At 69.9% G+C, this 18390-nt stretch carries 17 protein-coding genes; 12 read left to right on the top strand and 5 right to left on the bottom strand.

The window, feature by feature from the left end; genetic code table 11:
* Nucleotides 1–179: 179 nt before the first annotated feature.
* Nucleotides 180–1622 carry an MFS transporter gene (locus AB0395_RS27940; protein WP_366285839.1) on the bottom strand — a complete coding sequence of 481 codons (1443 nt, stop codon included), beginning with the start codon at nucleotides 1620–1622 and terminating at the stop codon, nucleotides 180–182.
* Between the two features lie 181 nt (nucleotides 1623–1803).
* On the opposite strand from AB0395_RS27940, the gene AB0395_RS27935 reads away from it, so the two are divergent.
* The 5 genes from AB0395_RS27935 (at nucleotide 1804) to AB0395_RS27915 (ending at nucleotide 7276) form a co-directional block, all read left to right on the top strand.
* Entirely contained in the window at nucleotides 1804–2766 is a 963-nt protein-coding gene (locus tag AB0395_RS27935) for a ketoacyl-ACP synthase III (RefSeq protein WP_366285837.1), read from the top strand.
* 51 nt (nucleotides 2767–2817) lie between these two features.
* The gene (locus tag AB0395_RS27930; protein ID WP_366285834.1) at nucleotides 2818–3549 is read left to right on the top strand and encodes a glycosyltransferase; all 732 of its coding nucleotides are present in this window, start codon (nucleotides 2818–2820) and stop codon (nucleotides 3547–3549) included.
* A complete protein-coding gene (locus tag AB0395_RS27925; protein ID WP_366285832.1) occupies nucleotides 3546–4667 on the top strand; it encodes a cytochrome P450 in 1122 nt (373 codons plus the stop codon). The genes AB0395_RS27930 and AB0395_RS27925 overlap by 4 nt, the downstream gene beginning before the upstream one ends.
* Nucleotides 4664–6295: a class I adenylate-forming enzyme family protein gene (locus AB0395_RS27920; RefSeq protein ID WP_366285829.1), complete on the top strand. Its 1632-nt coding sequence runs from the start codon at nucleotides 4664–4666 to the stop codon at nucleotides 6293–6295. Before AB0395_RS27925 ends, AB0395_RS27920 begins: the two co-directional genes overlap by 4 nt.
* A 63-nt stretch (nucleotides 6296–6358) precedes the next feature.
* Nucleotides 6359–7276 (top strand): NAD(P)-dependent oxidoreductase, encoded by a 918-nt coding sequence (locus tag AB0395_RS27915; protein WP_366285826.1) that lies wholly within the window; start codon nucleotides 6359–6361, stop codon nucleotides 7274–7276.
* A gap of 50 nt (nucleotides 7277–7326) precedes the next feature.
* On the opposite strand, the gene AB0395_RS27910 is transcribed toward AB0395_RS27915, so the two are convergent.
* Nucleotides 7327–8217, bottom strand: coding sequence for a hypothetical protein (locus AB0395_RS27910; RefSeq protein WP_366285823.1), 891 nt, complete (start codon nucleotides 8215–8217; stop codon nucleotides 7327–7329).
* A 254-nt stretch (nucleotides 8218–8471) separates the two neighbouring features.
* On the opposite strand from AB0395_RS27910, the gene AB0395_RS27905 reads away from it, so the two are divergent.
* Nucleotides 8472–9824: an LCP family protein gene (locus AB0395_RS27905; RefSeq protein WP_366285820.1), complete on the top strand. Its 1353-nt coding sequence runs from the start codon at nucleotides 8472–8474 to the stop codon at nucleotides 9822–9824.
* A gap of 86 nt (nucleotides 9825–9910) precedes the next feature.
* A complete protein-coding gene (locus AB0395_RS27900; RefSeq protein ID WP_366285817.1) occupies nucleotides 9911–10582 on the top strand; it encodes a hypothetical protein in 672 nt (223 codons plus the stop codon).
* A 172-nt stretch (nucleotides 10583–10754) separates the two neighbouring features.
* Here the strand turns inward: AB0395_RS27900 and AB0395_RS27895 are convergent, their stop codons facing one another.
* Nucleotides 10755–12578 (bottom strand): DUF11 domain-containing protein, encoded by a 1824-nt coding sequence (locus AB0395_RS27895; RefSeq protein WP_366285814.1) that lies wholly within the window; start codon nucleotides 12576–12578, stop codon nucleotides 10755–10757.
* A gap of 309 nt (nucleotides 12579–12887) precedes the next feature.
* Between AB0395_RS27895 and AB0395_RS27890 the strand changes: the two genes are divergently transcribed.
* From AB0395_RS27890 to AB0395_RS27875, 4 genes are read left to right on the top strand one after another with little or no spacing between them, the layout of a single operon-like run.
* Nucleotides 12888–13970 carry an ABC transporter substrate-binding protein gene (locus AB0395_RS27890; protein WP_366285811.1) on the top strand — a complete coding sequence of 361 codons (1083 nt, stop codon included), beginning with the start codon at nucleotides 12888–12890 and terminating at the stop codon, nucleotides 13968–13970.
* Between the two features lie 30 nt (nucleotides 13971–14000).
* Entirely contained in the window at nucleotides 14001–14792 is a 792-nt protein-coding gene (locus tag AB0395_RS27885) for an ABC transporter ATP-binding protein (protein ID WP_366285808.1), read from the top strand.
* Nucleotides 14782–15672, top strand: coding sequence for an ABC transporter permease (locus tag AB0395_RS27880; RefSeq protein ID WP_366285805.1), 891 nt, complete (start codon nucleotides 14782–14784; stop codon nucleotides 15670–15672). Before AB0395_RS27885 ends, AB0395_RS27880 begins: the two co-directional genes overlap by 11 nt.
* Before the next feature lie 5 nt (nucleotides 15673–15677).
* Nucleotides 15678–16070 (top strand): Rrf2 family transcriptional regulator, encoded by a 393-nt coding sequence (locus tag AB0395_RS27875; RefSeq protein ID WP_366285803.1) that lies wholly within the window; start codon nucleotides 15678–15680, stop codon nucleotides 16068–16070.
* On the opposite strand, the gene AB0395_RS27870 is transcribed toward AB0395_RS27875, so the two are convergent.
* Nucleotides 16048–16572, bottom strand: a complete 525-nt coding sequence (locus tag AB0395_RS27870) for a DUF2867 domain-containing protein (protein ID WP_366285800.1) — start codon at nucleotides 16570–16572, stop codon at nucleotides 16048–16050. The two genes, AB0395_RS27875 and AB0395_RS27870, sit on opposite strands and share 23 nt — an antisense overlap.
* On the bottom strand, nucleotides 16569–17117 hold the full coding sequence (locus AB0395_RS27865) for a TetR/AcrR family transcriptional regulator (protein WP_366285797.1): 549 nt from the start codon (nucleotides 17115–17117) through the stop codon (nucleotides 16569–16571). Before AB0395_RS27865 ends, AB0395_RS27870 begins: the two co-directional genes overlap by 4 nt.
* Nucleotides 17118–17196: 79 nt before the next feature.
* On the opposite strand from AB0395_RS27865, the gene AB0395_RS27860 reads away from it, so the two are divergent.
* Entirely contained in the window at nucleotides 17197–18063 is an 867-nt protein-coding gene (locus AB0395_RS27860; protein ID WP_366285794.1) for a potassium channel family protein, read from the top strand.
* Nucleotides 18064–18390: the final 327 nt, after the last annotated feature.

Below are 18390 nucleotides of genomic sequence, written 5' to 3'. Positions count from 1 at the left end.
AGATGCTCAAATGATAATCACTATCATATCAAGTTCCTCAACCGGATTATGGAACGTTCTTCGCCGTGTTACGGAATGCACGAACCCCACCGTGAGCCCTTGCCACGCCCGGCCGGTCCCTCAGCTCACCCACCGGCCCGGCAGCCGGGGGGCGGTCTCACATGGCGGGGTGGGCGGTCTCACGTGGCCGGGGCGCTACTCAGCGGTTCCGCGATGTCCTCCAGACTCCTGCCCTCCGCCTTGACCCCGAGGAACACCTCGACCAGCCCGGCGGCGATCATGAGAACCGCGCCGATACAGAAGGCCAGCGCCGTGTCGCCCGGCTTGCCGCTCCCCACGAGGTTGGCGAAGACCAGCGGGCCCGCGACACCACCGACGAAGGTGCCGATCGCGTAGAAGAACGCGATGGCCATGGCCCGCGTCTCCATCGGGAAGATCTCGCTGACGGTCAGATAGGCCGCGCTCGCCCCCGCCGAGGCGAAGAAGAGCACCACGCACCAGCAGGCGGTCAGCGTGACGGCGGTCAGCACACCCTGGTTGAACAGCCAGGCCGTACCGAGCAGCAACACCCCGGAACCGATGTAGGTCGCGGAGATCATGGGAACCCGGCCGACGGTGTCGAACAGATGCCCGAGCAGCAGGGGGCCGAGGAAGTTACCGACCGCGATGACGGCGAAGTAGTAGCCGGTGGTCGTGTCGATCTTGAAGAAGGTCGACAGGATCTGGGCGTAGCCGAAGGTGATGGCGTTGTAGAGGAACGCCTGCCCGATGAAGAGGGAGAAGCCAAGGATCGTGCGCCTGGGGTAGCGGGCGACCATGGTGTGGGCGATCTGCCCGAAGCCGATGGACCTGCGCTGGTGAATGGTGATGGACCGCTCGGGCTCGTCGAGACGGCCCCCCTTCTCCCGCTCGATCCGCTTCTCGATGTCGTCGACCAGTTCCTCGGCCTCCCGGTCCCGGCCGTGGATGAACAGCCAGCGCGGGCTCTCCGGCACATGCCGCCGGACGAGCAGGATGGCCAGGCCGAGGACGACGCCCAGGCCGAAGGCGATGCGCCAGCCCACGTTCACCGCGAAGTTGCTGAGCAGCGGCACGGTCAGCAGGGCACCACCCGCGGCGCCGAGCCAGTAGCTGCCGTTGATGACGATGTCGATGCGGCCTCGGTGGCGGCTCGGGATCAGCTCGTCGATGGCGGAGTTGATCGCGGCGTACTCGCCACCGATGCCGAAACCGGTCAGGAACCGGAACAGGAAGAACCACCATGCGGAGAACGAGAGCGCGGTCGCGGCGGTGGCGATCAGATAGACGACCATCGTGATGATGAACAGTTTCTTGCGGCCGAACCTGTCGGTGAGCCAGCCGAAGAACAGCGCCCCGAGGCACGCGCCGGCCACGTAGAGGGCGGCGGCCGTACCGGCGACCTGGGTCTGGGTGATCTCCAGGCCGCTGCCCGGCTTGGCGAGCTGGGCGGAGAGGTTGCCGATGATGGTCACTTCGAGGCCGTCGAGGATCCAGACGGTTCCGAGGCCGATGACGATCATCCAGTGCCACCGTGACCACGGCAACCGGTCCAACCTCGCGGGGACCTTCGTGGTCACCGTCCCCGTCTGCACATCGCTCATAGCACTACCGGCTACCCAGGAGAGATCACTCCATTCCCGCCGGCCGCAGCCCCCTGCGGCCGGTGCGGCCTCCGGCATTCCGGGCCGACGTTTCCCACCCCACGAGCTGACCAGGACAATTAACCGTCTTTTCGATACATTGCCCGGATATTGGGAGACGTGACGTCAACGAGGGGGAGCGATGAGAGCCCGGATCACGGGCGTCGCGACGTATCTGCCGCAACGGACCATGACCAGCGCGGAGGTCGAACGGCGGATCGAGGGATACGTCCCCCACCGAGGTGTCATCGAGCGGCTGACCGGCATCCGGTCACGATACGTCGCCGACGACGACCAGCAGGCGTCGGACCTGGCGGCCGAGGCCGCCCGCAAGCTCGACGGCCACGCGGACGCCGACCTGCTGATCTTCGCCTCGGCCTCACAGGACATGGTCGAACCCGCGACCGCGCACATCGTGGCGGCCAAGCTCGGCCTGTCGTGCCCGGTCTTCGACGTCAAGAACGCCTGCAACAGCGTGCTCAACGGCATCCAGGTCGCCGAGGCGCTGATCCTGACGGGGGCGCACCACCGGGTGCTGGTCTGCTCGGGCGAGGTCCCGTCGCGGGCGGTCCGGTGGCAGGTGCGGGACCACTCACAGTTCGTCGACTCCTTCGCCGGATACACGCTGTCGGACAGCGGGGCCGCCGTGCTGGTGAGCGCGGACGCCGAGCGCGGCATCTTCTACCGCGACTTCTCCGCCGAGTCGACGGCGTGGGCGATCGGCACCCTGCCCGGAGGCGGGACGGCGCACCCGCGCGACCCGGAGTACTCCTACTTCCGCGGCGACGGGCGGCGGCTGAAGGAGGCGTTCGAGCTGGCGGGGCCGGACGTCTTCCTCAACGCGCTCAAACGCACCGGCCTGCGCTGGGACGACTTCGCCGTCGTCGCCGTGCACCAGGTCGCGATGCCCTACCTCGACCATCTGGCCACCGTGCTCGGCATCCCCGAGGACAGGCTCGTGGTCAGTCTTCCCGAGCACGGCAACTGCGCCTCGGCCACGCTGCCGCTGCAGCTCGCGCTGGGCGAGTGGGAGCCGGGCGACCGGGTCGCGCTGCTCGGCCTGGGTGGCGGGATCAGCACGGGCGTGATGCTGGCGGAGATGTGACGGGCCAGGGCGTGAGGGCGGGGACCCGTGCCTGACGGAGGCGGAGACGTGATGGATCTATGGGTGATCGTTCCGGCCTACAACGAGGCCGGGGGCATCGAGGCGACGCTCCGGGCGCTGGCCGCGCAGGACGACCGTGACTTCACCCTCGTCGTGGTGGACAACGCCAGCACCGACGAGACCGCCGAGATCGTCAGGCGGCACGGGGTCCAGGTGATCACCGAGACCAGGAAGGGCACCGGCGCCGCCTCCGACACCGGCGTGCGTCACGCCATCGCGAACGGCGCGACCCACATCGCCAGGACGGACGCCGACTGCCTGCCCCGTCCCGACTGGGTGCGCAACGTCAGGCGCGCGTTCGGCGACGGGCTGGAGATGGTCGGCGGCAGGCTGCTGCCCAGGACGGACGAGTTCCCGCTGAGGTTCTGGGAGCGGCGGTTCATCCCGTTCGTGGTGGACGTGGCCGCGACGTTCGGCCGTTTCAGGCCGGGCAACCGGTCACCGGAGTACCTCGGACCGTACGTGATGATCCCCGGCTGTGCGATGGCCATCACGGCCTCGCTGTACGAGCGGGCCGGAGGCTTCCCGAGGACCGCGATCGAAGAGGTCCACGAGGACCGCGCCCTGGTCAACCGGGTCCGCAAGGTCACCTCCGCGTACGGCTCGCGCCGCGACGTGGTCGTCTACGGCTCGGTCCGCCGCCTGCGCGCGTACGGCCTGGCGGGCACCCTGGCCTGGTACGCCGACCACCGCTACCGCCCCGAAGTGATCGACATCCGGTGAACCACGAGACCCGGCTGTACCTGGCCGCGCATCCCTTCGTCTACCCGCTGATGCGGCTGCTGGCCCGCCTGGGACCCGTGGTGCGGGTCCCGGGGCTGGGGGTCGTGGTGAACGACGCCGCCACGGCGCGTGCCGTGCTGAACGACGAGCGTTTCCGCAAGGACGGTCCCGGATCTCCTGGGGACCTGTGGACGCCGGTGCTCGGCCCCTCGGTGCTGCTCAACATGGAGGGGGCGGGCCATCTCGCGCTGCGCAGGAAGCTGATGCCGCTGTTCACCCCGGCGTACGTCTCCGCGCTGGTCGCAGACGTGCTGCGGGAACCGCTCGACGATCTCTCCTCGCGCCTCGGGCGCGGGGAGACGGTCGACCTGGTCGACGCCATGCGGACGATGGCCGGGGCGGTGATCTGCCGGGTGATCGGGCTCGGCGAGGTCTCCGAGGCGCGGGCCAGGGAGCTGTTCGCCGACGGGGAGCGGGTCGTCTCGATGGTCTCGCTGCGTTCGAGGCGGCTGGGAGAGCGGCAGGTGGCGATCGCCAGGCAGGTGCTGGACGGGATCGGGGACATCGCGCAGGCCGCCTACGAGGCGGGAGACGAGTCGACGGTCATGGGCCGGATGCGGGCGCAGGGCCTGTCCGCCGCCGAGGCCCGGGGGGCGGCGGGCGCGTTCTTCCTGACCGGCACCGAGACGGTCGCCGCGTTCGTGCCCCGGCTGATCGCCCTGCTGCACGACCACCGGACGACGGTCGACGACCTGGACGCGGTGATCGAGGAGGCCATGCGGGTCACCACCCCCACACCGGTGATGCTGCGCTCCGTCGGCTCGCCCGCGCGGGTCGGCCGGGTCGCGGTACGGCCCGGCGACCGGGTGCTGATCGTGACGCACAACTGCGCCCGCGCCCACGGCCCCTTCGACCCGTCGCGGAAACATCCGCCCGAGCTGCGGCGGCTCTGGTTCGGCGCGGGTCCGCACTTCTGCATCGGCTACCCGCTGGCCCTGGCCGAGATCAGGGCGGTGGCCTCGGTCCTGCTCTCCCATCACGTGCGCGTCGTACGGCGGCGCGCGGCCAGAGGAGTCCTCATCCCCACCTACGAACACCTGTGGATCACGGCGGCATGAACGACATCGTCACCGGGATTCTTGACACGGCCGGGCGGGAGCCGGACCGGGTCGCCATCATCGACGGCCGTGGCCGCGAGCTCTCCTACGGAGAACTGGCCCGCAGGGTGAACGCGGTCCGCGCCGCGATGGCCCGGCGGCCGGAGGACACCACTCCCGGAGGCGAACACGGGCGCGGACCGGCCGGGACCGTCACGGGAAACGCGTCTCCGGACCGGGGTGCCGAGAACCAGGACCGGGGTGCCAACGCCTCGGACCAGGGTGCCCGGGACCCAGGCCCGGGCGCCGGGGAGATCGGTGACGGCGTGCTGTTCGCCGTACGGCCGGGGGTGGACGCGGTGGTGCTCGCGCTGGCGGCGGTGGCCGCCGGTGGGACGCTCGTGCTCGCCGACCCCGGGCTGGCCCCCGACGTGCTCGCCGCCCGCATGGCCGCGACCCGTCCTGGCTGGGTGGTCGCCGAGTCCCTCCTCTACACCCTGAGCGGACCGCTCAGGGGTCTGGCCCGCCGTCGTGGCCTGCTGCTGCCGAACCTCAGGGACCCGCTTCCCGGGCACCCCGTACGCCACCTCCACACGGGGCCCTGGCTGCCCGGTGTGCCCCGGGGAGCCCTGCGCCTGTCACGCCTCCTCGAAACGTCCGCTGGCGCACCGGACGTATCCGAAATTTCGGCGGATCAGGCCGCGGCGGTGATCTTCACCTCGGGGACCACCGCGCGACCGCGCGGCGTGGTGCACACCAGGGGGTCGCTGGCGGCGGGGCTGGCGTTGTTCCGCAGCGTCTTCCCGCTGGGGCCCGGTGACGTCGTGCACACCGACCAGCTGATGCTGGGGCTGCCCGCGCTGCTCGCCGGGGCGACCTGGTCGCTCCCCGGAGGGGGGGACCTCGCCGACGAGCTGGCCGCCAGGAAGGCCACCCACACCTTCGCCGTCCCCGTGCACCTGGACAGGCTGCTCCGCCGGACGCCGAAACTGCCCGGCACCCTGCGCTACCTGCTGCTCGGGGCGGCCCCCGCGCCCGCGGGCGTGCTCCGCAGGGCGATCGAGGCCGGGCCCGAGGTGCTGTCGGTGTACGCGATGACCGAGGCGTTGCCGATCGCGATCGCCTCCGCGCGGGAGAAGCTGGCCCACGCGGAAGGAGACCTCCTCGGAGCGCCCCTGCCCGGCGTCGGCGTGCGGATCGCGGACGACGGCGAGCTGTTCGTCTCGGGACCGCACCTCGCCCGGCGCTATCTCGGCGAGGAGCCGCTGGAGGAGATAGCGACCGGGGACCTGGCCCGTATCGAGGAAGGCAGGCTGGTCCTGCTCGGCAGGAAGAAGGACATGATCCTTCGTGACGGGGTGAACATCTACCCCGGCCTCTACGAACCCGCGATCTCCGCGCTGCCCGGGGTCGCGGAGGCCGCCATCGTCGGGCTCGCCGACCCGGAGACCGGGGACGAGGAGGTCGTGCTCGCCGTCATTCCAACCGGTGACTACGACGAGGCCCTGCTCAGGAGGGCTCTGCCCGCGATCGTGGACGCCCCGGCCCTCCCCGACCGCGTCGAGCCGCTCGGCTCCTTCCCCCGCTCAGGCCGCGCGGACAAACTCGACCGCGCCGCCCTCCGCGAGCTGGTCGCGCGCCGTGCCTGAGGATCGCGGACGTACGGCGGAGCCGGGTGCCCGCAGGCCGTGTGACGGGGAAGGGACGGCCCGGTGAGGGTGGCGGTTACCGGGGCCTCCGGGTTCGTGGGCGGGGCGGTCTGCCGGGCGGCCGTCGGCGAGGGCTGGGAGGTGCTGGCCTTCGGCAGGCGCCCCTCCGTCGTCCCGGGGCACGTGGGCGGCGCGCCGTACACGCCCTGGGACCTCCTGGGCGACAGGTCACGGCCACCCGGGGCGGACGCGGTGATCCACTGTGCCGGGAGCGTCACCGACTGGGGGCCACCCTCGGCGATCTGGGCGGCCAACGTGGACGGCACCCGCAACGCCGCCGCGGCCTTCCCCCGGACCAGGTTCGTGCACGTGAGCACGGCCAGCGTCTACGACCCATTCCTGCCGACCGTCATGGCCACCGAGGACGCGGCCCCGGTCCGCCGGTACGCCAACGCGTACGGCGCCTCGAAGGCCGCCGCCGAGCGCGTCCTGGGAAGGGCGGTCATCCTCAGGCCGCACGCGATCTACGGCACGGGTGACACCACCCTGCTCCCCCGGGTCCTCGGGGCGGTGCGGGGCCGCAGGCTCCTCGCGGTGGGAGACGGGCGTCAGCGGATCAGCCTGACCTCGGTGGACAACCTGGTCCAGGCGTGTCTGCTCGCCGCCGCCGGTCCCGTCGAGCACGGTGTCTTCAACGTGACCGACGCCGAACCCGTCGTTCTCGACGACGCCCTGCGGGCGATCATGGCAGAACGCGGTGTCGACGCCGAGCCGTACTATCTTCCCCTCGGGCTCGTCGAGCCCGTGGCCGTCGCCGCGGAGACCGTGTTCCGGCTGCTCCGGCGTCCTCGCCCGCCTCGGCTCACCCGCTACGCCGCGGGCCACCTGGCCGTCGAGCGGACCCTGGACATCACGGCGGCCCGTGACCGGCTCGGCTACCGTCCGGGCGCGACCTCGTTCGCCGGCGCCTCCACCTGGTGAGAGGCGCGCCAGGTGAATGTGCCGGGTGAACGCGCGCGTGCCGCGTGGTGTCAGGTGCCTGCCTCCGGCGTCGGCTCCGCACCGGACGAGCCGGTGCGGGACAACCGCGCCTGACGGGCCGCGAAGGCGATCACGGCCACGACCAGGCCGACGGCGAAGACCGTGCGCAGGTCGGCCCAGAGGAAACCGGTCAGCGCGTCGAAGATCACGGTGAGGGCCCCGGTATGCGATTCGTTCTCCGAGGGATCGGGCAGGGAGGCGCTGCGGACCACGACCAGCAGCAGGGCCAGCAGGACCATGGCGCCCGCCAGGCCCAGTCCGGCGCCGATCAGCGCGCACTGCCGATCCCGTGCCAGCAGTGTTCCCGTCACGAGCAGGGCGGCGGACAGGATCGGCAGTCCCGGCCTCGTCTCGACCAGCCATGCGCGAACGAGCCTGACCTTGGCCAGGTCCGACGCGGAGAACAGCTCGATCGTCGGATGCAGCCCGGGAAGGCGGGCGGCGACAGGAAGGCTGGAGTGCGCCATCTCGTTCCTGGCCAGCTCGTAGATCGGAGTGAGGTCCAGACCGACGCTCCCGGCTCGTACGGCCCGCGCACCGCCGCCCCCGTCCGACAGGGCCGTGATCAGCCGCCGGTGCGCCTCCTGGTTGACGCGTCTCCAGATCGCGGGAAACCTGTCACCGGTGACGATCGCGTCCACCGCCATGTGGACGGCGTGGTCGGGAACGGAGGCGTCCAGTTCCCGCAACGGCTCGGTGATCGCGGCGGTGACCCGGTCCGTGACGGTGCCCTGGACGGCCGGGTTGACGGCCAGCGGCGCCATCGTCTCGACGTAGCGCTCGGCGCCGGCGACCCAGTCCGCCGCCCAGAAGCCGACGAGGGCGAGCGGCGCGGAAACGCAGCCGAGCACGATGAAGATCACGCTGATCATTCTTCGCACAGAATCCTCCTCACCGCCTTAAACGGGAATCCCCGCCTTCACCGGGTAAAACCCGCTAGATATTGTTTTTGACCGCGATTTGGAAAACCCGAAATCCCCACAACCAGCGGGAATGCGCGCACTGAATCTTGACTCAGGCTTCTCAGCGCGTCGTGGGGGTACATAGCTCATTCATCCGAAAACCATTACTAACCTGCGAGGTGGGGGGCCGAAGGACAGGAGATGTTGACCAGATGGCAGGTAACAGGAATCGCTTGAGCGTCGCATCGGGCCTGGCACTGACGCTGGGTTCCGCCACGCTGTGGGGCCTGGCGCATCTGTGGGTCGGCAGGCGTGTGACGGGCGCGCTGCTGATGGGGATCTACGTGGCCATCGTCACGACGACCGTGTCCGTCTTCGTCAACGGCAGGCCGGAGCTTCTCTCCCTGATCGTGCAACCCGACTGGCTGTGGGCCTTCACGCTGGGCGCGATCCTGTTCGCCGCCGCCACGGTGGCCGTGGTCATCCGGTCCTACCGGCTCGTCCGTCCCGAGTCGCTGTCCGGCCCGGCCCGCTACCTGTCCGCCTTCGCCGTCGGCCTGCTGTGCGCGCTGGTGATCGCCCCGATGGCCTACGCGGCCCGGCTGGCCTACCTCTCCCAGAGCGTGGTGGCCTCCGTGTTCACCGCGAGCGCGGTCCCGATCCCGGTCGACCCGTGGAAAGGCCGCGAGCGGCTCAACATCCTGCTGGTCGGCGCGGACGCGGCGGCCAACCGGATCGGTGTGCGCACCGACAGCATGACCGTGGCCAGCATCGACACCAGGACCGGCGCGACCGTGCTGTTCGGCCTGCCCAGGAACCTGGAGAACGTCCCGATGCCCGCGGGCCCGCCCCGCACCCATTTCCCGTACGGCTTCGGGGGCGAGCCGCCGTACACCCCCGGCATGCTCAACGAGGTCTTCCAGTACGCGGAGGAGCATCCCGACATGGTCCCCGGCGTCCCCGACGGCCGGCGTGGCCCGATGCTGCTGAAGAAGACGATCAGCGACTTCACCGGCCTCGACGTGACCAACTACGTGATGGTCGACATGTTCGGCTTCGCGAAGATCATCGACGCGATGGGCGGGGTGAAGGTCACCATCAAGGCCCCCATCGTGTACGGCAGGCAGAACGAGGGCCTGATCCCGCCGGGGACACGCAAGCTGTCCGGCGAGGAGGCGCTCTGGTTCGGCAGAGCCCGCACCTACAGTGACGACTACGTCCGGATGGGCAGGCAGAAGTGCCTGATGAACGCCGTCACCAAGCAGGCGGACGCGGTGACGGTGCTCAAGAGCTTCGAGAAGCTGGCCGACGCGACCGCGCACGCGGTGTCGACCGACATCCCGCGGGAGCTGCTGCCGAACCTGATCGAGCTGTCCGAGAAGGTGAAGAGCTCCAAGATCAAGAGCTTCCAGTTCGTCCCCCCGCTGATCGACACGGGTAACCCCGACTACAACCTGATCAAGCACAAGGTCGCCGCCATCCTGTCGCGCCCCGCGGACACCTCCTCCGCGACCTCTGGCTTCGCGGGAACCGCCCAACGGCACACCGGAGACGACCCCGCCACCCTCGACGCAGTCTGCGGCTGACGACGGGTCCGGCAAGACGGGAGCGCGAACGACACCTCAGGTGCTGTCATGGAGAGATTACCCATCGTGACAGTGGAGGTTCGGGCATGAAGCATCGCCCAGTGAGCGCGGTTCCGTTCGCCATGGTTCCGTTCGCCGCGGTTCCGTTCACCTCGGCCGCAGTCCTGTTCGCCGTAGCCGTCGCGCCACCCCCTGACGACCCTCCCGCCTGGGCCCTGGCCCGCGGCTCCTCTCCCGCCCGGGCGCTGCCTCCCGGCGACCCTCCCGCCCCGGCCGGTCCTCATCCCGCGATCTCCATCGTCCTCGACGACGGAGCACGGCAGGCCGCTCTCGGCGGCGAGAGCACCTACACGCTGCGGATCGGCAACCAGGGCACCACCGCGCTGAGAAACATCACCATCGAGCAGACGCTGCCCCCATCGCTGATCTTCGTGAGCGCCGACGCGGGCGGCCGCGTCCGGGAGGGCGAGGTCTCCTGGACGGTCGACGTCCCCGCGAGGCGGGAGACCGTCCTCCACCTGAGCGCCAGGGTCGGCGACCTCTCCGCGGACGATGTGCCGAACCTGGCGACGACCGCCTGCGCCAGCCGGGGCGACGGCGGTCCCGTGCTGGCGTGCGCGGTCGACGTCAACACGCTGGCCGAGCCGGGAGAGTCGCCGAGATGGTTGCTGCCGCTCTCGCTGATCGCAGGCGGCGGCCTGGCGGGCGGTGTGTACCTGCTCCGCCGCCGACGTCACCGGCGCAGCGAGAACGCCTGAACCCTCCGGGGCCGGCGAAACGGACGGGGACGATCCGCCGGGACCGGAGAGGGCGGGGCCGGTCCGGCCGGGGCGCGGAGAGGGCGCGGAGAGGGCGCGGAGAGGGCGTCAGCCGGGGACTCGCGGCCCGGGTGACGCCCTCTCCTCATGACTTCCCCACCGGGGTCTACTCCTAGAGGCGCGGGACCAGAACTCGCACGGCCACGCCAAGACCGGAGAGCGTCAGTCCGATCAGCGCCACCCCGATCGGGAAGCCCGTGAAGGGCAGTTCGGGTCCGGAACCGGCCGAGCCTGTGACCGGGCCGGGGCACGACCCCGCGGCGTCCGCGCAGTCCGCGTCCCCGTGGTCCCCGTGGTCCCCGTGGTCCCCGTGGTCCCCGTGGTCCCCGTGGTCACGGTCACCATGATCCACATGGTCACGGTCCTCGCGATCACGGTCCTCGCGGTCATGCGGGCGCGGATCCGGCTCGCCGGTGTGCCCCGGGATGCCCACCAGCTCAGCCGTGGTCGCCGGGCGCGGGTCCGAGACGACCGAGACGTCCCCGGGGCCGCAGTCCGGGCCCGCCGTTCCCTCGCCGCAGCCGGAGCCGGGACTGACGCCGACCACCTCGTCCCGCAGCCTGAGGTCCCCGTTCGGCGGGTCATCGACCACGACGCTGTAGGTGATCGTGGCCGTGGCCCCGGCGGGGAGGTCGCCTCGCCACTCCAGCAGAGGCCTGCCGTACGTCAGCTGTCCCTTGGTCGCCGTCGCGTCACCGCTGTAGGCGGCGTCGTCCAGCACGCCCGACAGGTCATCGGCGAAACGCGCCCCCGCGTAGGCGGCGGTGCCCGTGTTCTCCAGCGTCACGGTGTAGACCACCTTCTCCCCCGGCCTCGGCCTGGCCGGTTCGGCCCTCCTGGTGATCCTCAGGTCGGCGATCCCCCGCCCCTCGGGATCGCCACAGCGCGGATCAGCCGATCCCTCGGGGCAGTTGGTGCCCGGCACCCCGGCGACCACGACCCCGCTGAGTCTCCGGTCGCCGGTCGGCGGGGAGTTCGGCCGCACCGAGTAGGTGACCGTCACCACCTGCCCGGGACCGACGTCGCCGCTCCAGCCGACCGCCGGGCGCGTGTAGGACACGATGCCGCTCGAAGCCCGCAGGTCGCCCTCGAACACCGCGTCGTCGAGCAGCCCGCTCAGATCGTCGGTGAGCGACGCCCCCAGGTAGGGGACGTTGCCGACGTTGGTCACCTTGATCGTGTACTCGACGGTCTCTCCGGGCCTGGCTACGGCGGGAGCGGACGACTTCTCGATCCTCAGCTCCGCGATACCGAGGGACTCGCCGCACTCGGGCACGGCCGACCCCGGGGCGCAGTTCGAGACGGAGGGCGGCCCGGCCAGCTCGCCGTCCAGGACTCCGTCGCCCCCGCCGCCCGCGGTGACGCTGTAGGTGATCGTCACTGTCTGCCCCCTGGCCACGCCGCCCGTCCAGGTCAGCCTGGGCGCGGCGTAGGAAACCGTGCCGCTGGGCGCGTCCCCGTCGCCGTTGTAGTCCGCGTCGTCGAGGACACCGGACAGGTCGTCGATGATCGTGGCTTCGGGACAGTCGGCCGCGCCGTCGTTGACCACTGTGATCATGTAGAGCAGCTTGGCGCCCTTCCTGACCGGAAGGGGGGCGGCGGTCTTGATGATCCGCAGATTGGGGACGGCCACGTCCCCGTGCCCGGGATCGGAGGCCCTCACCGACCGGATCGCGACCTCTCCCGGGCGGAACGCCCCAACGACCTCCGCTCGCACCCTTCCCGCGCGGAACGCCCCCTCCGCCCGTCCGCCTCCCGCACGGGACACCCCCTCTATCCGCCCGCCTCCCGCGCGGAGCGTCCCCTCCGCCCGTTCGCCTCCCGCACGGGACGCCTCGGCGCCCCCCGCGCGCGATCCGACGGCGACGGCGACCGAAGGCGTCACGACCATGGAGAGCGCGACGCAGCACGCGACAAACCCACCGATCCATCGCACACGGCCGCAACGCGACCAGGCACCGGCAAACACCACCAAAGCCCCTTGTCACCCGAGTTCTCAGGGTCCGACCTCGCTCGGGGGGCTCAAGATCCAATACCGACTTCTGAATACCCAGGTCACACACGTCCCACCAGCATCATCAATAAACATCTGTCACACCAATCCCAAAAAGAGTCACCGAGACCGCACGGAAGAACACGAAGCGGTAACAGTGCCCCCTCCCTTATCGGTTCGGCTTGACACACACCCCCGCACGGCTCTTATATGCATCTAACCGACTTATTAAGTAGGAATTAGGGAGTAGTTATGAACGCTCGCGGTGTTCGCGGGGTGGTGGCGGCACTCGCCGTACTGGCGCTCACGACCTTGGCAACCGCCTGCGGGAGCTCGGGAACGACGGCGACGCCTGGCAGCGGGGGCTCCAGCGGCAGCAGCAGCGGAGACAAACTCGCGGAGGTCCGGCTCGGGTACTTCCCGAACATCACTCACTCCACGGCGCTCGTCGGCGTCGAGAAGGGCTTCTTCGCCAAGCACCTCGGCAGCACCAAGCTCACGACCAGCACCTTCAACGCCGGCCCCGCCGCGATCGAGGCGGTCTTCTCCGGCGCGATCGACGCCACCTACATCGGCCCCAACCCCGCCATCAACGCCTGGGCCAAGTCCAAGGGCAAGGCGATCAAGATCATCGCAGGTGCGGCCTCTGGAGGCGTCTTCCTGGTCGTCAAGCCCGAGATCAACAGCGCGGAGGACCTCAAGGGCAAGAAGATCGCCACTCCGCAGCTCGGCAACACCCAGGACGTGGCCCTGCGCTACTGGCTGCAGGAGAAGGGCCTGAAGACCGACACCAAGGGCGGCGGCGACGTCAGCATCGTCCCGCAGGAGAACTCGCAGACCCTGCAGACCTTCGCCACCGGCGACATCGACGGCGCCTGGGTGCCCGAGCCGTTCGCCAGCCGCCTGGTCCAGGAGAGCAAGGGCAAGATCCTCGTCGACGAGCGCGACCTCTGGCCGAACAAGCAGTTCGTGATCACGCACCTGATCGTCCGCCAGGAGTTCGCCGCCCAGCACCCGGAGACGGTCAAGCAGCTCCTCGAGGGGCACGTCGAGGCGAACGCCGCGATCAACGCGGACCCCGCGGACGCGGCGAAGACCGTGAACGCCGCGCTGGAGAAGCTGAGCGGCAAGCCGCTCAAGCAGGAGGTCCTGGACAGCGCGTTCAAGAACATCACCTTCACCAACGACCCGATCGCCTCCTCCCTCGTCGGCAGCGCCGACCACGCGATCAAGATCGGCCTGCTGCAGCCCGTCGACCTGAACGGCATCTACGACCTCAAGCCCCTCAACGAGGTCCTCAAGGCCCAGGGGCAGCCAGAGGTAGCCGACAAGTAAACGCCTGATCCGAAAACCCAGGAGGGCAAAGTGACAGCTCCGCTCACGGAGCGGGCGTCCCGCCGGACCAAGGGCGAAGAGCCCGCGGTCCGGCTGGACGGCGTCTCCAAGATCTACGGCCAGGGCAAGAACGGGCTACTGGCCCTCGACAACATCTCGCTCTCCGTCGAGCCGGGCGAGTTCGTCAGCCTGCTCGGCGCCTCCGGCTGCGGCAAGAGCACGCTGCTGTCGCTGGTCGCCGGGCTGGACAAGCCGACGGCGGGCACGCTGGGCACCGGCGGCCGCAAGATCGCCATGATGTTCCAGGAGCCCGCGCTGTTCCCGTGGCTCACCGTCGCGGCCAACGTCGAGATGGCGCTGCGGGTGCAGGGTGTGGGCAAGAAGGAGCGGCAGGAACGGGCCGCCGAGTTCCTGGACATCGTCCACCTGGGCGGATTCGGCGCCAAGCGCCCGCACGAGCTGTCCGGCGGCATGCGCCAGCGGGTCTCCCTGGCCCGCGCGCTCGCCCAGGAGGCCGACGTGCTGCTGATGGACGAGCCGTTCGGCGCGCTGGACGCGATGACCCGCGACCTGCTCCACGACGAGCTTGAGCGGATCTGGCAGAAGCGCGGGCTCAGCGTGCTGTTCGTCACCCACAACGTGCGCGAGGCCGTACGGCTCGGCGACCGGGTCGTGCTGCTGAGCAGCAGGCCGGGCAAGGTCGCGGAGGAGTTCCCCGTGGACATCGAGCGGCCCCGCGTCACGGACTCGCCCGAGGTCGCCGAGCTGGCCTCGGCCATCACCAACCGGCTGCGCCAGGAGGTCCTCCGCCATGGCCGTTGACCAGGCATCCGCCGCCGACCGGCCCGCCGACGTCCACGCCAGGCAGCTCGCGGGCCTCGACGCCCTCGAACTGGGCGGCGCCACGAGCAGCGGGCTGGCCGTACGGCTCTGGGGCCGCCTGTGGCCGATGCTCCTGGCGGTCGCCATCGTGCTGGCGATCTGGCAGGGCATCGTGTGGAGCGGACGCTGGCCCGAGTACGTCTTCGCGGGCCCGGCCGAGACCTTCGGCAAGCTGGGCGAGCGCCTCTCGGACGCCGAGTACTGGCAGGCCATCGGGGTGACCATGCGCCGCGCGGTCACCGGGTTCGCGATCTCCGTACTGGTCGGCCTGGTCATCGGCGCCCTGGTCTCCCGGATCAAGGTGCTCAGGGCCGCCTTCGGATCGCTGATCACCGGCCTGCAGACCATGCCGTCGATCGCCTGGTTCCCGCTGGCCATCCTGCTGTTCGGGCTGACCGAGAGCGCGATCACCTTCGTGGTCATCCTCGGCGCCGCGCCGTCCATCGCCAACGGCCTGATCACCGGGGTTGACTACACCCCGCCGATCCTGCTGCGCGCGAGCCACGTGCTCGGGTTCCGCCGCCTGCAGCTCTACCGCCACGTGATCCTGCCGGCGTCGCTGCCGTCGTTCCTCGCCGGGCTCAAGCAGGGCTGGGCCTTCGCCTGGCGCTCGCTGATGGCCGGTGAGCTGGTGGTCATCATCGCCCACCAGTCCTCGCTGGGCGAGCGGCTCTACTACGACCGCGAGCTCGCGGACTCGGCGGGCCTGCTCGGCACGATGATCGTGATTTTGGTGATCGGCATCGGCATCGACCTGCTGTTCGAGACCGGCGACAACGCGCTGCGCCGCCGCTGGGGTCTCCAGCAGGTGCGTAACTAACCGATATGCGGATCTCCGCCAGAACTCAGTACGCGCTGCGGGCGGTCACCGAACTGGCCGCGGCGCCCCCGGGTCCCGTACCCGCAGAGAAAATCGCCGTCGCGCAGAACATTCCCCGGAGGTTCCTGGACAACATCCTGCTGCAGCTGCGGCGGGCCGGGATCATCAACAGCCAGCGCGGCCCCGAAGGGGGCTACTGGCTCGCCCGCCCCCCTGAGGAGATCACCCTGGCCGATGTGATCATGGTCGTCGAGGGCAATCCCGAGCACTCCCAGCGCGCCGACTACCCGGGGGTCGCCAGGCCCCTGGCCGACGTGTGGAGCGCGCTGCGCGAGCACGAGGAGACCTTGCTGAGCGAGATCACCTTCGCCCACATCATGAAGGACGCCCTCCCCTGACGGCCGCCCTGGCCATGCCGCGGACCACCAGGTGGTGGAAGGGCCGGATCGCGTTGAAGTAGACCGGCCCCGTCCAGCGGTTGTACTTCACGACCGTGACGACGTGGAAGATCCCCGGCTCAGCCACGACCACGAGGTGGGCGGTGAGGTGCGACTCGGCGGCGACCGCCGCGAAGTAGCGCCCCTCCTCCGCCTCCGCGACGCTGAAGAACGCCGCTCTGTCGCCGGGGGTGAACGAGATGTTTTCGGGACGGATCTCGAGGGCGGCCGGGACACCCTCCTGCCGCATGCCGAGCAGGCGCACGAACCCGGCGCGGATCCGATAGAGGAAGCGCAGCCAGCCGGGCTGCCAGGAGAGGAACCCGTGAAGGAACTCCCTGAGGGTGAGGTCTCCCTCGACGGTCTTGACGTCGACGTGGTCGGCGCCCGTGGCCAGCGCGCGAAGTTTCGGCAGGTCGCCGGTCAGGGTGTCAAACAGGGCCACCTCACGGATTCGCGTCACGACCGCTCCCGTTCTGAGGAGTAAGGCCGCAGGGCCAGGTCGTAGACCTCGCGGAGTTCCTCGCCCGTCAGCGAGGGGACCAGGTGGCCCGCGCCAACCAGGATCAGATAGAGCAGCAGCGCCATGGTCTCGGGCTTCTGCCCGCCGCGCCGCCGCCACAGGGTGCTCAGGTAGTCGATCCTGCGCCGGTCGACCCGCTCCTGGACGGCACGGGCCTGCCCGTCCTGCTGGGCCCACGCCCGCACGGCGATCTCCAGGCCCGCCCTGTCGTCCGCCGCGGTGACCAGGCCGAGCAACCGTTCCATCTGAACCGCGGCCGAGTCCCCCGCGCCCGACTCGACGGCGTCGATGAACTCCGTGGTGAACCTGGCCTCGAAGTGGTCGAGCAACGCGGCCCGGTAAGCCGCCATCCCCCGGAAATGGTGGTAGAAGGAGCCCTTGGTCAGCCCGAGCCGCTCGCACAGCAACTCGATCGTCAGTGCCGGTATCCCCTGGGCCGCCAGGATGACGAGCCCCTCGTCAAGCCAGTCCTGCTCTGTCGCCATACATTCACCATGCCATATGGTTTGGTATGTTGACCGGGTTTCGGAGACGAGGATCCCGATGTGACGTTCCGTATGATGTTTGCCACGGACGGACATCGAGCGCGCGCCCGCCGAGCTCCGGCGGAGCGACACCGCCGGGTGGGCGCCGAGGCGAGGGGAGTCCCTGACGGAACACCTGCCATCCCGCCAGGACGGCGCCCCGTCATCGAGGGAGCGCTGGGAACGAGCGAGCGAGTTCCCGCTCGTCCTCGCCTCCCTGGCCTTCCTGACGGCCTTCGCGGCACTGTCCCTGAAACCGGACATGCCTCCCCCGCTGACCACGGCGTGCTGGGCGGTCATCGTGGGCACCTGGGCGCTGCTCGTGACCGACGTCGTCGTACGGCTGGCCCTCACCTCCGACCGCGCGGCGTTCCTGCGGAGCAACTGGCTGGTACTGGTGATCCTGTCCGTGCCGATGCTCTGCCCCCTGCGGACGGTCGGCATGATCAGCAGGGCGACGATCAGGCACCGGCGGCGCAGACTGGAGTTCCAGGCGCAGGTCGCGGCCTACGCGGGCCTCACCGCCCTGCTGCTCGGGCTGACCTCGGCCCTCGCCGTACTCCGCCTGGAGCGTGACGCGCCGAAGGCGACCATCAAGAGCTTCGGCGACGCCGCGTGGTGGGCGGTCAGCACAATCACCACCGTGGGCTACGGCGACGTGTATCCGGTCACAGCACGGGGCCGATGGGTCGGCGGCATCCTGATGCTGGGCGGGGTCGGCCTGCTGGGCGTGGTCACGGCCTCCTTCGCCTCGTGGTTCGTCTCCCGCTTCGACAGCCTCCGCGAGGAGGACCTCGCCGGGCGAGCCAGGGATGAGCAGGCCAGGCCGGGGGAGACCGGAGGTAGCGAGCTCCCGGGCGAGAGAACCCCACGCGAGGAAGCCCCGCGCGAAGAACCTCCAGGGTGATCACCCAGGCTACCCATTTGACCACTTGCCACCATATTCATCCCTATTAGGGATATTTCATCTGATCTATCCTCATCAGTGATGGATCACCCCATGCGTTCTATCAACTAGAAAGCGCCACTATCAGGCGTGCCATCACCTAACTCCCCGCGCCTTTCCTCTCGCGGTGGCGTCACACGCCCGGCGATCGTGACATGATTATCACTCCCAACTCTTGCAATGATTTTCATAATCAGATTGGATCGTCGTCGTGAGGGTGGCATTCGTCGGTAAGGGCGGCAGTGGCAAGACCACGCTGTCGGCGCTGTTCACGAGATACGTGGCGAG

Source organism: Streptosporangium sp. NPDC051023 (assembly GCF_040689595.1).
GTDB lineage: Bacteria > Actinomycetota > Actinomycetes > Streptosporangiales > Streptosporangiaceae > Streptosporangium.
The sequence above is the reverse complement of the archived record's forward strand: the minus strand, read 5'-3'. Positions and strand labels throughout refer to the sequence as shown.

Bases quoted from the DNA above. Each gene is read 5' to 3' on its own strand.
- AB0395_RS27940 (WP_366285839.1), bottom strand. From the start codon at position 1,622: ATGAGCGATGTGCAGACGGGGACGGTGACCACGAAGGTCCCCGCGAGG.
- AB0395_RS27935 (WP_366285837.1), top strand. From the start codon at position 1,804: ATGAGAGCCCGGATCACGGGCGTCGCGACGTATCTGCCGCAACGGACC.
- AB0395_RS27930 (WP_366285834.1), top strand. From the start codon at position 2,818: ATGGATCTATGGGTGATCGTTCCGGCCTACAACGAGGCCGGGGGCATC.
- AB0395_RS27920 (WP_366285829.1), top strand. From the start codon at position 4,664: ATGAACGACATCGTCACCGGGATTCTTGACACGGCCGGGCGGGAGCCG.
- AB0395_RS27900 (WP_366285817.1), top strand. From the start codon at position 9,911: ATGAAGCATCGCCCAGTGAGCGCGGTTCCGTTCGCCATGGTTCCGTTC.
- AB0395_RS27890 (WP_366285811.1), top strand. From the start codon at position 12,888: ATGAACGCTCGCGGTGTTCGCGGGGTGGTGGCGGCACTCGCCGTACTG.
- AB0395_RS27880 (WP_366285805.1), top strand. From the start codon at position 14,782: ATGGCCGTTGACCAGGCATCCGCCGCCGACCGGCCCGCCGACGTCCAC.
- AB0395_RS27875 (WP_366285803.1), top strand. From the start codon at position 15,678: ATGCGGATCTCCGCCAGAACTCAGTACGCGCTGCGGGCGGTCACCGAA.
- AB0395_RS27865 (WP_366285797.1), bottom strand. From the start codon at position 17,117: ATGGCGACAGAGCAGGACTGGCTTGACGAGGGGCTCGTCATCCTGGCG.